The organism is Stenotrophomonas sp. YJH_SMC_25, from assembly GCF_059369595.1.
In genome coordinates, this window is sequence record NZ_JCAFSV010000008.1 from 186,371 (window position 1) to 199,363 (window position 12,993).

The following is a 12,993-nucleotide window of genomic DNA, read 5'->3' on the forward strand; positions in this document are numbered from 1 at the left end:
CGGCCTTTGCCTTCTTTCCCGGGCGTGCCGGTGATCGGCGGCCCGCGCAACAGGAAACATGATGAGCAAGCGGATCTATTCGAGGATCGCGGGCACCGGTAGCTATTTGCCGGAAAAAGTCCTGACCAACGCCGACCTGGAAAAAATGGTCGAAACCTCGGATGAGTGGATCCAGTCGCGCACCGGAATTCGTGAACGGCACATCGCGGCCGAAGGCGAAACCACCAGCGACCTCGGCTACCAGGCCGCGTTGCGCGCACTTGAAGCGGCCGGTATCGACGCTTCGCAGCTCGACATGATCGTGGTCGGTACGACCACGCCCGACCTCATTTTCCCCTCCACCGCGTGCCTGATCCAGGCCAAGCTCGGTGTTGCGGGGTGCCCTGCCTTTGACGTCAACGCCGCCTGCTCGGGCTTCGTGTTCGCGCTGGGCGTGGCCGACAAGTTCATCCGTTCCGGCGACTGCAGGCACGTGCTGGTGATCGGCACCGAAACGCTGACCCGCATGGTCGACTGGAACGATCGCACCACCTGCGTGCTGTTCGGCGATGGCGCCGGCGCCGTCGTGCTCAAGGCCGACGAGGAAACCGGCATCCTCAGTACCCACCTGCATGCCGACGGCAGCAAGAAGGAGCTGCTGTGGAACCCGGTGGGCGTCTCGACCGGCTTCAAGGACGGCGCCAACGGTGGTGGCACCATCAACATGAAGGGCAACGACGTGTTCAAGTACGCCGTCAAGGCGCTGGACTCGGTCGTGGACGAGACCCTGGCTGCCAATGGCCTGGACAAGTCCGACCTGGATTGGCTGATTCCGCACCAGGCCAACCTGCGCATCATCGAAGCCACCGCCAAGCGCCTGGACATGTCGATGGACCAGGTGGTGGTGACTGTCGACAAGCACGGCAACACCTCGTCCGGCTCGGTGCCGCTGGCGCTGGACGCCGCGGTGCGTTCGGGCCGCGTCGAGCGCGGCCAGCTGCTGCTGCTGGAAGCCTTCGGCGGCGGCTTCACGTGGGGTTCGGCCCTGCTGCGCTATTGATAGTGCAAGTTACGACAATGTGAAGTTTTGTCGTTACGGCCCCTCTGGGGCCGTAACGCGTTTAAAGGAGTACACGTCATGGTTGAGCCCATCGTCATCGAAGGGCAGCGCGCCTGGCTGAAGCAGTACGGCAAGGGAAGCCGCGCAGTGGCCCTGGGCCTGCTCAATTTCGTTGCCCGCCGTTTCCATCTGGACGCCCTGCGGCCACCGCCGCACCGTGGTGGTGATGCCGCGCGAGAAACCGAAGCCCGTCGCCTGGGAGAACTGCAGGCGCAGGGCGTGAACGTGCCCGACGTGCTGGGCAGCGGCCACGCCGCGCTGGTGATCGGTGACAACGGCAGCTCGTTCAATACCTGCCTGCGCCAGGCCGACGAGGCCGGCCGCGACCGGCTGGTGATGGCGGCCATGCAGGCCATCGCCGAAGCGCATGCGCGCGGCGCCTATTTCGGCCAGCCGCTGCCGCGCAACCTCACCTGGGATGGGCAGAAGGTGGGCTTCATCGACTTCGAGGAAGATCCGCTGGAAGTGATGGATCTGTCCGAAGCGCAGGCCCGCGACTGGCTGATGTTCGGTTACGGCGTGGCCAAGTACTACGCCGACCGCCCCGAGCAGCTGCAGGCGATGATGGCCGAGGCGATGGGCGAGGCCCAGGCGCCGGTGCGCGAACACGTGCACGCGGTCAGCGGCCGCCTGCGCAGCCTGGCCCGGGTCTGCATGAAGCTGGGCCGTTCAGCGCGCGCGCTGGCGCATTCGATCTTCATCGCCCATGGCGCCAGCACGGCGGGCGTACTGATGCTGGTGGGCCTGTGCGTGGACTTCCTCGCCGACGGCGACCTGGACGTGCTGCAGCTGTTCTGCTGATGGCTGACAGGGGTCAGATCCCTTTTCCTGCGGAAAAGGGATCTGACCCCGTTGCGCTTGCCCGGCCGCGCTCCATACGCCTGCATACGCGCACGTACAGACGACACAGCGGATTCGCCCTTATCATGGCCCGCTTCGATTGCAACAAGCGGATGACCGCGTGACCGTATCCACCCTCGCTTTTGTCTTCCCCGGCCAGGGCTCGCAGTCTGTGGGCATGGTGGCCGAGCTGGCCGAACTGCACCCGCAGGTGCGTGAAGCCTTCACCGAAGCATCCGATGGTGCCGGCGTCGACCTGTGGGCGCTGTCCCAGGGTGGCCCGGAGGAAATGCTCAACCGTACCGAATACACCCAGCCGGCCCTGCTGGCCGCGAGCATCGGCGTGTGGCGTGCCTGGAACGCCGTGGGCGGTCCGCGCCCGTCGGTGCTGGCCGGCCACAGCCTGGGCGAGTACACCGCCCTGGTCGCCGCTGGCGCGCTGAGCCTGCATGACGGTGCGCACCTGGTGCGCCTGCGCGGCCAGCTGATGCAGGAAGCCGCACCGGCCGGTGTCGGCGCCATGGCCGCCGTGCTCGGTGCTGAAGACCAGCTGGTGCTGGACGTCTGCGCCGAAGCCGCGGGCAGCCAGGTGGTGGTGCCGGCCAACTTCAATTCGCCGGGCCAGATCGTGATCGGCGGCGACGCAGATGCGGTTGACCGCGCGCTGGCGCTGCTGGCCGAGAAGGGCGTGCGCAAGGCCGTCAAGCTGGCCGTGAGCGTGCCCTCGCACACCCCGCTGATGCGCGAAGCCGCCAACCGCCTCGCCGAAGTGATGGCCGGCCTGTCCTGGCAGGCGCCGCAGCTGCCGGTGGTGCAGAACGTGGATGCCCAGGTGCATGACGGTATCGACGCGATCCGTACCGCGCTGGTCCAGCAGCTGTACCAGCCGGTGCAGTGGACCGGATGCGTGCAGGCGCTGGCCGGCCGTGGCATCACCCGGATCGCCGAGTGCGGCCCGGGCAAGGTGCTGACCGGCCTGGTCAAGCGCATCGACAAGGCCATCGACGGCCGTTCACTGGCCACCCCGGGCGACTTCGAAGCCGCCCGCGAGGCATGGTCGGCCTGACTCCCCCTGTTCCTGCCGACCGTACCGGTGGCCGCTGCACGCGGTACGGGTACGGCGGCCGCCCCAGCCTGAGGAAAACATCATGAGCAAGCCCCTGCAGGGTGAAATCGCACTGGTCACCGGCGCCAGCCGTGGCATTGGTGCCGCCATCGCCGATCTGCTGGCCGCCCAGGGCGCCACCGTCATCGGCACCGCCACCACCGAATCCGGCGCTGCCGCGATTGGTGAGCGCCTGGCCGCCCACGGCGGCCACGGCCGTGCACTGAACGTGACCGACGCTGCCGCGCTGGACAGCGTGCTGGACGGCATCGCCAAGGAGTTCGGCCCGATCTCGATCCTGGTCAACAATGCCGGCATCACCCGCGACAACCTGCTGATGCGCATGAAGGACGAGGATTGGGCGTCGATCATCGACACCAACCTGACCAGCGTGTTCCGCACCAGCAAGGCGGTGATGCGCGGCATGATGAAGGCACGCAAGGGCCGCATCATCAACATCGCATCGGTGGTGGGCGTGACCGGCAATGCCGGCCAGGCCAACTACGCGGCCGCCAAGGCCGGCATCATCGGCTTCAGCAAGTCGCTGGCCAAGGAAATCGGTTCGCGCGGTGTCACCGTCAATGTGGTTGCTCCCGGCTTCATCGACACCGACATGACCAAGGCGTTGCCGGAAGAAGCGCGCACCGCGCTGATCAACGACATCGCCCTCGAACGCCTGGGTTCGCCGGAGGACATCGCCCATGCGGTGGCCTTCCTGGCCAGCCCGGCTGCCGGTTACATCACCGGCGAAACCCTCCATGTGAACGGTGGCATGTACATGCCGTAAGCAAGGGGCGCAGGGATTGCGCCGCAAGTGGTTGATCTGCTGAGGTTTTTGCTGCGATGCAAGGCCGCGCCGGTTTCCACTACACTATCCCACGGCCATCGCCTTTGATGGCGACCACTTTTGAACCACAACTCCATCTGGAGCGAGATCCCATGAGCACCATCGAAGAACGCGTCAAGAAAATCGTCGTCGAACAGCTTGGCGTCAAGGAAGAAGAAGTCACCAACAGCGCATCGTTCGTCGATGACCTGGGCGCTGACTCGCTGGACACCGTCGAGCTGGTGATGGCCCTGGAAGAAGAATTCGAGTGCGAGATCCCGGACGAAGAAGCCGAGAAGATCAGCACCGTGCAGGCCGCCATCGACTACGTCAAGGCCCACGTCAAGGCCTGATGTCAGACGGCAGTGCGCGTGCAGGTATTTCCTTGCCGCGCACCGCACCCCATGGGGCCGCTGTTGCGGCCCCGTGTGTTTGGGCATCACATCGAAGCAAACCGAGTTACCCGTAGAAATCATCCGGGTCAGGAGAAACAGCAATGAAGCGTCGCGTCGTCGTAACCGGCCTGGGTATCGTCTCGCCGTTGGGCAATGATCTGGCCAGCAGCTGGGAAGGCATCACCCACGGTCGTTCGGGCATCGGTCCGCTGACCAACGTTGCTGATGCCTACGTGGATCGGTTCACCACCAAGATTGCAGGTGAGGTCAAGGGATTCGACATTACCGCCGACAATGAACTGTTCGGCAAGTTCCGGGTCAGCGGCAAGGATGCCAAGAAGATGGACCCGTTCATCCATTACGGCCTCGGTGCCTCGTTCATGGCCCTGCATGATTCGGGCCTGGAGATCACCGACGCCAATGCCGAGCGCATCGGCGCCATCGTCGGCGCCGGCATCGGCGGCCTGCTCGGCATCGAAGAGCAGACCATCGAGTTCCACGAGGGCAAGAAGATCTCGCCCTTCTACGTACCCAAGACCATCATCAACATGCTCCCGGGCCAGCTGAGCATCATCACCGGCCTGAAGGGTCCGTCGTTCTCGGCGGTCTCGGCGTGCGCGACCTCGAACCACTCGATCGGTACCGCGATGCGCATGATCCAGTATGGCGATGCCGACGTGATGGTGGTCGGCGGTGCCGAGCGTGGCTCGTCGCCGACCGCGCTGGGCGGCTTCTGCGCGATGAAGGCCATGAGTACCCGCAACGATGCCCCGGAACAGGCCTCGCGCCCGTGGGACAAGGACCGTGACGGCTTCGTGCTGGGCGACGGCGCCGGCATCCTGATCCTGGAAGAGTACGAGCACGCCAAGGCACGTGGCGCGAAGATCTACTGCGAACTGGCCGGCTTCGGCGCAAGCTCCGACGCGTACCACATGACCGCGCCGAGCGAGAACGGCGAAGGCGCCGCGCGCTGCATGGTCATGGCCATGAAGGACGCCGGCGTGACCCCGGAGCAGGTGGGTTACCTCAACGCGCACGGCACCTCCACGCCGCTGGGCGACCTGGGCGAGACCATGGCGATGAAGACCGCCTTCGGCGACCACGCCTACAAGATGATGGTCAGCTCCACCAAGTCGATGACCGGCCACCTGCTGGGCGCTGCCGGCGGCGTGGAAGCGATCTTCTCGGTGATGGCGCTGCAGGACAACGTCATTCCGCCGACCATCAACCTGGAACAGCCGGGCGAAGGCTGCGACCTGGACTACGTGCCGAACGAAGCACGCCAGGCCAAGGTGGACGTGGTGATGTCCAATGGCTTCGGCTTCGGCGGCACCAACGGCACGCTGATCTTCAAGCGCGTCTGACCGGTGTTGCGACGCCGCGCCACGCTCGACGTCGCATTGGTAGAGTCGACTGTTAGTTGACTGCCTTTCGATCCGCCGCGGTGATCGTTGATGGGAAAGCAGTCGACTGACAGTCGACTCTACCCATCGGCAATCCGACAAACGGATCAACGCCGTGCACCACGGAGCCGCCGCAAGGCGGCTTCCGTGCATCTGAATTCCCGAACTGGCTGCCATGACCCACGCACCGCTGATCCACCCGCTGCCGCACCCGATCGATCTGCTGGCCCTGCAGCAGCACGACCCGGCGCGCTTCCCGCTGCTGATGGAATCCACCGCCTCGGGCACCGCCCAGGGCCGCTGGAGCCTGCTGCTGGTCGCGCAGGGCGATGGCCTGCGGCTGGATGCCGACGGCCAGGTGCGCGACCAGCACGACGTGGTGCAGCCCGGCACGTTCCTGCAGGCACTGGATCGCGCCTGGCAGCTTGAGCGCCTGCCGCATGACGGCAGCCACAGCCTGCCGTTCCGCGGCGGTTGGGCGTTGATGCTCGATTACGAAGTGGCCAGCCAGATCGAACCAGTGCTGCTGGCGCGTGCTCGCGGGGATGGTCGCCCGACCGCGCTGGCGCTGCGCTGCCCGGCCGCGGTGCTGCATGACCATCACAACGATGCCAGCTTCGTCATCGCCGAAGCCGGCGAGCAGGCGTTGCTGGATGCGCTGGTGGCACTGGCCTCGGCCGCGCTGCCCGAAGCCGGGCAGGGCTGGCAGCCACCGCAGGCGGTCGACGAGGACGCGCCGCAGCGTTTCACCGATGGCGTGCGCCGGGTGATCGAGTATCTGCGCGCCGGCGACGTGTTCCAGGTGAACCTGTCGCGGCGCTGGAACGCGCAGTTCGCTGCGCCGGTCAGCCCGCAGGCGCTGTACGCACAGCTGCGTCGTGCCAACCCGGCGCCGTTTGCCGGCCTGTTCAGCGCGCACGGCCGCCATGTGGTCAGTTCCTCGCCGGAGCGGCTGGTGTCGGTGCACGCCGGCCATGCGCAGACCCGTCCGATTGCCGGTACCCGTCCACGCTTCGAAGGCGACGACGATGCCGCGCGCATCCAGGAACTGGTCGGTCACCCCAAGGAGCGCGCCGAGCACGTGATGCTGATCGACCTGGAGCGCAACGACCTGGGCCGCATCTGCCTGCCGGGCACCGTGGTGGTCGATGAGCTGATGACCGTGGAGAGCTACGCGCACGTGCACCACATCGTCAGCAACGTCAGCGGCCACCTGCGCCCGGAGGTCACGCCCGGCGAGGTGATCGCCGCCACGTTCCCGGGTGGCACCATCACCGGCTGCCCGAAGGTGCGCTGCATGCAGATCATCAGCGAGCTGGAGCAGGTGCCGCGTGGTGCCTACACCGGCGCGTTCGGCTGGCTGAACCGCGATGGCGACCTGGACCTGAACATCCTGATCCGTACCGCCGAAGTGGATGGCCACGAGGTGAGCTTCCGCACCGGCGCCGGCATCGTGGTCGATTCGGACCCGGACAAGGAGCTGGACGAGACCCGCGCCAAGGCCCGCGGCCTGCTGCGCGCACTGGGCCAGCAGGGGTAGTGCCGGCCGCTGGCCGGCAACCTCATTCATCCACGATCCACGCGATTGTCGGCCAGCGGCCGGCACTACCGGTACCGGCGGGTGCCGTTGTTCCGGTGGGTGCCGACCGTTGGTCGGCACGGCTGCGTGGCCCCGGTCATGACCCCAATCCACCAGCACGGTATCCTGCACGACGGAATCGAGTTCAGAGGTAGTCCATGGCGGGAGCCAAGCGCGGGTGTCTGTTCGTGGTAACGCTGGTGGTGGTGCTGGGCGCCGTCGTGGCCGGCGTGGGCGCGTGGTTCTTCTACCAGCAGACGCGTTTCGCCGATGCCCCGATCACCCCGACTGCCGAGAGCGTGGTCATCGCCAGCGGCGATGGCATGAACAGCGTGCTGCGCAAGCTGCGCGATGCCGGCGTGGACGAGGGCCAGGACACCCAATGGCAGCTGCTGGCGCGCCAGCTCGACGCCGCCGGCAAACTGAAAGTGGGCGAGTACGCGCTCAGCGCCGACCTGACCCCGCGCGAGCTGTTGCTGCGCATGCGCGCGGGCAAGGTGCTGCAGCACCGCGTCACGATCGTCGAGGGCTGGAACATCCGCCAGCTGCGTGCTGCGCTCAAGCGCGCCGAGCCGCTGCTGCACACCACCGACAATCTTGATGATGCCGCGCTGATGCAGCGCCTCGGCTTCGGTGGCCAGCATCCGGAAGGCCGCTTCCTGCCGGAGACCTATGTCTACCAGCGTGGCGACAGCGATCTGGACGTGCTCAAGCGCGCCCATGCCGCAATGGAAAAGGCGCTGGATGAGGCCTGGGAAAGCCGTGCACCGGACCTGCCGATCAACACGCCCTACGAGCTGTTGACGATGGCCTCGATCATCGAGAAGGAAACCGCGCTGGCCAGCGAACGCCCGCAGATTGCCGGCGTGTTCATGCGCCGCCTGAAGATCGGCATGCGCCTGCAGACCGACCCGACCGTGATCTACGGCCTCGGTGCCGCGTATGACGGCAACATCCGCCGTCGCGACCTGACCACCGATACGCCGTACAACACCTACACCCGTGCCGGCCTGACCCCGACCCCGATCGCGATGCCCAGCCGCGACGCGCTGATGGCCGCCGCGCAACCCGCAGCGGGCGACGCGCTGTACTTCGTCGCCGTGGGCGATGGCAGCGGCGCGCACGTGTTCTCGCCCAGCCTGGACCAGCACAACGCCGCAGTCGCCCGCTACCTGCAGCAGCTGCGCCAGCAACGTACCCAGGAGACCCCGGCGCAATGAGTCCCGCGCTGCTTCGCCACCCGCGTTTCGTCAGCCTGGAAGGCGGCGAGGGCGCGGGCAAGACCACCGCCATCAATGCCATCCGTGACTGCCTGCGCAGCCACGGTCATGAGGTGGTACTGACCCGCGAGCCGGGCGGTACGCCGCTGGCCGAGCGCATCCGCGGCCTGGTGCTGAAGCCCGATGCCGAGATCGCCGCCGAACCGCTCAGCGCCGAAGCCGAGCTGCTGCTGGTGTTCGCTGCACGTGCGCAGCATGTGCGCCAGGTGATCCAGCCGGCGCTGCAGCGCGGTGCCTATGTGCTGAGCGATCGTTTCACCGATTCCAGCTATGCCTACCAGGGCGGTGGCCGTGGCCTCGATCCGCAGTGGATTGCCGATCTGGAGCGCCGCGCGGTGGGCCTGCTGCCGGGCCTGACCCTGCTGCTGGACGTGGACGTGGCCGTCGGCCGGGCACGCGCCAATGGCCGTGACCTGTGGCCGGACCGCATCGAGAGCGAACAGGATGATTTCTTCCAGCGCGTGCGCGAAGTGTTCCGCAGCCGTGCGCAGCAGGATCCGCAGCGCTTTGCGTTGATTGATGCGGGCCAGGAGCAGGCGCGCGTGGCCGCCGATGTGGTCGCGCGTGTCGAGCGCTGGCTGCAGGACGGGGAGGGCGCATGAGCACGTTTTCGCCCTGGCAGCAGCGCGCGTTCGACCAGACCGTGGCCGCGCTCGATGCCGGTCGCCTCGGCCATGGCCTGCTGATCTGCGGGCCGGCCGGGCTGGGCAAGCGTGAGGTGGCGCTGGCATTGGCCGACCACGTGCTGGCGCGCGGTGATGCCGCGCATGCCACGCGCACGCGCCAGCTGATCACCGCCGGTACCCATCCGGACCTGCAGCTGGTCAGCTTCATTCCAAACAAGAGCGGCGACAAGCTGCGCACCGAGATCGTCATCGAGCAGGTGCGCGAGATCACCGACAAGCTGGCGCTGACCCCGCAGTACGGCGTGGCGCAGGTGGTGATCGTGGACCCGGCCGATGCGATCAACCGCTCGGCGGCCAACGCGCTGCTGAAGACGCTGGAAGAGCCGCAGCCCGGCCGCTACCTGTGGCTGATCAGCAGCGACCCGGCGCGCCTGCCGCAGACCATCCGCAGCCGTTGCCAGCGCCTGGAATTCAAGCTGCCGCCGCAGCACGAAGCGCTGGCCTGGCTGCAGCAGCAGGGCCACAGCGAAGCATCGGCGCGCGAAGCGCTGGAGGCCGCCCGCGGCCATCCCGGCCAGGCCGACAACTGGCTGCGCGAAGACGGCCTGAGCCTGCGCCGCGAAGTCGGTCGAGATCTGGAACAGCTGGCCGCCGGCAAGACCGGCGCGGTGGAGCTGGCGCAGAAGTGGTGTGGTGACGACAACGCGGCGCTGCGCCTGCGCTTTGCCGCCGACCTGGCGCTGGCCCAGGCCAGCACCGATGCCTTGACCACGCCGGAGCGATTGCACAAGCTTGCAGCCTGGTTCGATGCGGCCAACCGCACCCGCGACCTGCTGCGCACCACGGTGCGTGCAGACCTTGCGGTGGTCGAGTTGCTGCTGGCCTGGAACAAGGTGAACGAGCGGCCTGCCGCAAGGGGAAATCGATGAGTGCCAGCAACGCCCGCCAGGGCATCCTGTCCCTGGCCGTGAAGGACAAAGCCGCGCTGTACAGCGCGTACATGCCGTTCGTGAAGAACGGCGGCATCTTCGTGCCCACGCCCAAGCGTTACTTCCTCGGTGACGAGGTGTTCCTGCTGCTGACGCTGCCCGATTCCAGCGAGCGCCTGCCGGTGGCCGGCAAGGTGATCTGGGTGACCCCGGCCGGCGCGCAGGGCAACCGTACCGCCGGCATCGGCGTGCAGCTGGCCGACGGTGCAGAAGGCGAGGGCGTACGCCACAAGATCGAGACCCTGCTGGCCGGCCTGACCGGTTCGGACAAGCCGACCCACACGATGTGAGGTAGCGCCGGGCCATGCGGCTGCATGCCTCGAAACGCCCGTGAACACCAATGTGAAAAAGTGTTGACGGCCTCTGAAAAGCCCCTATAATGAGCGGCTCAGCAACACACCGGGCGGTTAGCTCAGCGGTAGAGCATTGCCTTCACACGGCAAGGGTCACAGGTTCGATCCCTGTACCGCCCACCATGTTGCAGAACGAAAGAAGCCTCCAGAAATGGGGGCTTTTTTGTTGCCTGACCATCAGCGCGGCTTTCCGGCATCGTTGGCAGCGCGACTCACCGGCTCCCTCAACCGCGCGAAGCGCTCGGGGGACGCACTTCACCGATGCGGGCATAGGATTCCATCCATGCGCTGTTCCGTGGTTCACGGCCGGCGTACTCTCGAGGCAGTGCCGTGCCCCCATTCCCTGGAGTGCCACCATGCCGCTCGCCCGCATCGATCTTCGCAAAGGTAAATCCGCCGACTACCTGCAACGTGTCGGCGAAGCCATCTACCAGGCCATGCGCGCGGTGGGCGTGCCGGAGAACGACCGCTTCCAGATCTTCCAGCAGCACGACGCCGGCACGCTGATCTACGACCCCAGCTACCTGGGCGTGGACCGCACTGACGATTTCATCTGCATCCAGATCACCTGGAACGAAGGGCGTACGCTGGAGCAGAAGAAGGCGTTGTACGCCGGCATCGCCGATGGACTGCACGCGGCGGTGGGCATCCGCCGCGAGGATGTGTTCATCAATCTTGTTGAAGTAAAGAAGGAGAACTGGTCCTTCGGTAATGGCGTGGCGCAGTACGTGAGTTGATGCGCGGAAAGCACCACGCATGCCGTGAATCTACACCTCGCTGCCGACCTGTTCGCCTTCGCTGGCCGGGGCATTGCTGGCCGCTTTCACTGCGTCGGCGCTGTTGGGTTGTTCGCATTCGATGCGGGTGACATAGCCCTCGCTGCCGATGCTGTGCTCGGCACGCTTGACCAACCACTGGCCATCCACGCCCTCGCGGAACCCCTGCATCACCACGGTGGCTTCGGCCATCAGTGTTTCGCGGCCGGGCAGGGTGTAGCTGAGCGTCCGCGTCTGCCGTGCCTGTTCGCGATGCTTGGCGCGCGCCGCCGCTTCTGCGCTCTCCCGGTCGGCATAGGCCATGCGCAGGCGCATGATCGGTTCACCGCTGCCGACCTTCACTTCCTGGCGCTTGGCACTGCGCACGTCGCGGTAGTACGCAATGGTGGTACCGGCATCTTCGCGTGCGGCAAGGGTTACCCGGTAGTCGCTGCCATCGGCCGGGGTGAGGGTGACATCGGGAATGCGCTCGCCGCTGGCGCTGGTGGATTCGCCCCGCTTCACGAACACCAGGCGCCCGCCTCCGGGCTTGGCGATGGCATCGTGCTGTTTGGCCAGGCGCAGCAGCAGGTTCATGTCCGACTCCTGCGACTGCACCGTCAGCGGCAGCACGATGGACGCCAGCGATGCGCTCACCGCTGCGTTCAGCCCATGCTCGCCGGCCATGCGTCGCACCATGTCGCCGATCGTGGTGCCCTTCTTCCAGGTGCGTGTCTTCTGCGTCTGCAGGTCGCTCTTGCCCCCCTTGCTGGTCTCGAACGGTGCCGCCCGGGCGCGCAGCGTCATGCTGCCGGGAAAGCCGGAGATCTCCACCTCGTCGCAGATGTACAGGCCTACGCGCCGCACTTCGCCGTCATAGCCGATGAAGGCCTCCAGTTCCGCGCCAACCGGTGGCAGCTGGATCGGGTCGGACGGATCGTGGTCGGCCAGCTGCAGTTCCAGCGTGTCGGACGTGTTGCCGGTCTCGTCGGTGATGCGCAGCGACTTGAAGCGCGCCATGATCTTGTCGGTGATGTCCTGGCTGTTGGCCACCACGCGGAAGGCCGGTGTGATGTTCAATCCCACAGGGCGACTCCCTTGCGCTCGCTGGCCGGGCGCTGCACCTCCGGCAGGGTGATCGCTACGCCGGCAGGCAGTACCGGGCCGCGTGCGGCCAGGCCCGGGTTGGCATCGAACACCGCACGCAGGATGGCCGGTGACTGCTCGCCATAATGCGCGTACGCGATACGGTCTACGACGTCGCCGTCGCGGGTGCTATACGTTCGTGCCATTGCTGTGCTTCCGCAGTGAAAGGGTGAATTCCTGTTTCAGGATCGCGCTGTCGGCGGTGAACTCGCTGGCGGTGGCATCGATCTTCTCGATGACCCACAGGCCCAGGTTGCCGCCTTTGCCGGTCAGCAGTCGATGAGGTGTGCCCTGCGCGGCCAGCTTGCGCAGCTGTGAGAGCTCATTGCCGGCGCCGCGGAACTGGTAGTAGATGACGCCCGGCAGGGTCATGCTGGCTGAGCCCGGGCCGGTGTACTGCAGGGCCGCCATCTGGCCGATGCGGTCCTGCGCCTGCCAGCGATACTCGTTGGATTGCTGGATCTCCCGGAAGACCGCGGTGTTGAGGCTGAACTTGAAGCCGCCCAGCATCAGCAGCACCGGGGCGTTGCCGGAGTCATTGGCTTTGAACTGCGACAGCAGCTTGTCCACAGTGCCGGTTACGAATTCGCGTTTCAT

General features: G+C 66.5%; 15 protein-coding genes and 1 tRNA gene. 13 read left to right on the forward strand and 3 right to left on the reverse strand.

The window, feature by feature from the left end; genetic code table 11:
* The first annotated feature begins 61 nt into the window (after positions 1–61).
* From AC5P7E_RS12950 to AC5P7E_RS13010, 13 genes are all read left to right on the forward strand, one after another.
* Positions 62–1,039, forward strand: a complete 978-nt coding sequence (locus AC5P7E_RS12950) for a beta-ketoacyl-ACP synthase III (RefSeq protein ID WP_005408309.1) — start codon at positions 62–64, stop codon at positions 1,037–1,039.
* Positions 1,040–1,117: 78 nt separating this feature from the next.
* Entirely contained in the window at positions 1,118–1,900 is a 783-nt protein-coding gene (locus AC5P7E_RS12955; protein ID WP_005408310.1) for a BUD32 family EKC/KEOPS complex subunit, read from the forward strand.
* Between the two features lie 160 nt (positions 1,901–2,060).
* Positions 2,061–3,005, forward strand: a complete 945-nt coding sequence (fabD, locus tag AC5P7E_RS12960; RefSeq protein WP_059033318.1) for an ACP S-malonyltransferase — start codon at positions 2,061–2,063, stop codon at positions 3,003–3,005.
* An 82-nt stretch (positions 3,006–3,087) separates the two neighbouring features.
* The gene (gene fabG, locus AC5P7E_RS12965; RefSeq protein ID WP_005408312.1) at positions 3,088–3,831 is read left to right on the forward strand and encodes a 3-oxoacyl-ACP reductase FabG; all 744 of its coding nucleotides are present in this window, start codon (positions 3,088–3,090) and stop codon (positions 3,829–3,831) included.
* A 152-nt stretch (positions 3,832–3,983) separates the two neighbouring features.
* The gene (acpP, locus tag AC5P7E_RS12970) at positions 3,984–4,223 is read left to right on the forward strand and encodes an acyl carrier protein (RefSeq protein ID WP_005408313.1); all 240 of its coding nucleotides are present in this window, start codon (positions 3,984–3,986) and stop codon (positions 4,221–4,223) included.
* A 143-nt stretch (positions 4,224–4,366) separates the two neighbouring features.
* Positions 4,367–5,629: a beta-ketoacyl-ACP synthase II gene (gene fabF / locus AC5P7E_RS12975; RefSeq protein WP_012479290.1), complete on the forward strand. Its 1,263-nt coding sequence runs from the start codon at positions 4,367–4,369 to the stop codon at positions 5,627–5,629.
* 214 nt (positions 5,630–5,843) lie between these two features.
* Positions 5,844–7,208: an aminodeoxychorismate synthase component I gene (locus AC5P7E_RS12980; protein ID WP_111193434.1), complete on the forward strand. Its 1,365-nt coding sequence runs from the start codon at positions 5,844–5,846 to the stop codon at positions 7,206–7,208.
* A gap of 197 nt (positions 7,209–7,405) precedes the next feature.
* Positions 7,406–8,467: an endolytic transglycosylase MltG gene (gene mltG, locus AC5P7E_RS12985; RefSeq protein WP_049403323.1), complete on the forward strand. Its 1,062-nt coding sequence runs from the start codon at positions 7,406–7,408 to the stop codon at positions 8,465–8,467.
* Positions 8,464–9,129 carry a dTMP kinase gene (gene tmk, locus AC5P7E_RS12990; RefSeq protein WP_005412450.1) on the forward strand — a complete coding sequence of 222 codons (666 nt, stop codon included), beginning with the start codon at positions 8,464–8,466 and terminating at the stop codon, positions 9,127–9,129. Before mltG ends, tmk begins: the two co-directional genes overlap by 4 nt.
* The gene (locus AC5P7E_RS12995) at positions 9,126–10,082 is read left to right on the forward strand and encodes a DNA polymerase III subunit delta' (protein WP_012479293.1); all 957 of its coding nucleotides are present in this window, start codon (positions 9,126–9,128) and stop codon (positions 10,080–10,082) included. Before tmk ends, AC5P7E_RS12995 begins: the two co-directional genes overlap by 4 nt.
* Positions 10,079–10,432: a PilZ domain-containing protein gene (locus AC5P7E_RS13000; protein ID WP_005412452.1), complete on the forward strand. Its 354-nt coding sequence runs from the start codon at positions 10,079–10,081 to the stop codon at positions 10,430–10,432. Before AC5P7E_RS12995 ends, AC5P7E_RS13000 begins: the two co-directional genes overlap by 4 nt.
* 111 nt (positions 10,433–10,543) lie before the next feature.
* Positions 10,544–10,618, forward strand: a tRNA-Val gene (locus AC5P7E_RS13005).
* 233 nt (positions 10,619–10,851) lie between these two features.
* On the forward strand, positions 10,852–11,232 hold the full coding sequence (locus AC5P7E_RS13010) for a tautomerase family protein (RefSeq protein ID WP_162792562.1): 381 nt from the start codon (positions 10,852–10,854) through the stop codon (positions 11,230–11,232).
* A 30-nt stretch (positions 11,233–11,262) separates the two neighbouring features.
* Here AC5P7E_RS13010 and AC5P7E_RS13015 read toward each other — a convergent pair whose 3' ends face one another.
* From AC5P7E_RS13015 to AC5P7E_RS13025, 3 genes are read right to left on the reverse strand one after another with little or no spacing between them, the layout of a single operon-like run.
* The gene (locus AC5P7E_RS13015; RefSeq protein ID WP_051187995.1) at positions 11,263–12,336 is read right to left on the reverse strand and encodes a phage late control D family protein; all 1,074 of its coding nucleotides are present in this window, start codon (positions 12,334–12,336) and stop codon (positions 11,263–11,265) included.
* The gene (locus AC5P7E_RS13020) at positions 12,327–12,542 is read right to left on the reverse strand and encodes a tail protein X (protein WP_005408322.1); all 216 of its coding nucleotides are present in this window, start codon (positions 12,540–12,542) and stop codon (positions 12,327–12,329) included. Before AC5P7E_RS13020 ends, AC5P7E_RS13015 begins: the two co-directional genes overlap by 10 nt.
* On the reverse strand, positions 12,526–12,993 hold the full coding sequence (locus AC5P7E_RS13025) for a phage tail protein (RefSeq protein ID WP_005408323.1): 468 nt from the start codon (positions 12,991–12,993) through the stop codon (positions 12,526–12,528). The genes AC5P7E_RS13020 and AC5P7E_RS13025 overlap by 17 nt, the downstream gene beginning before the upstream one ends.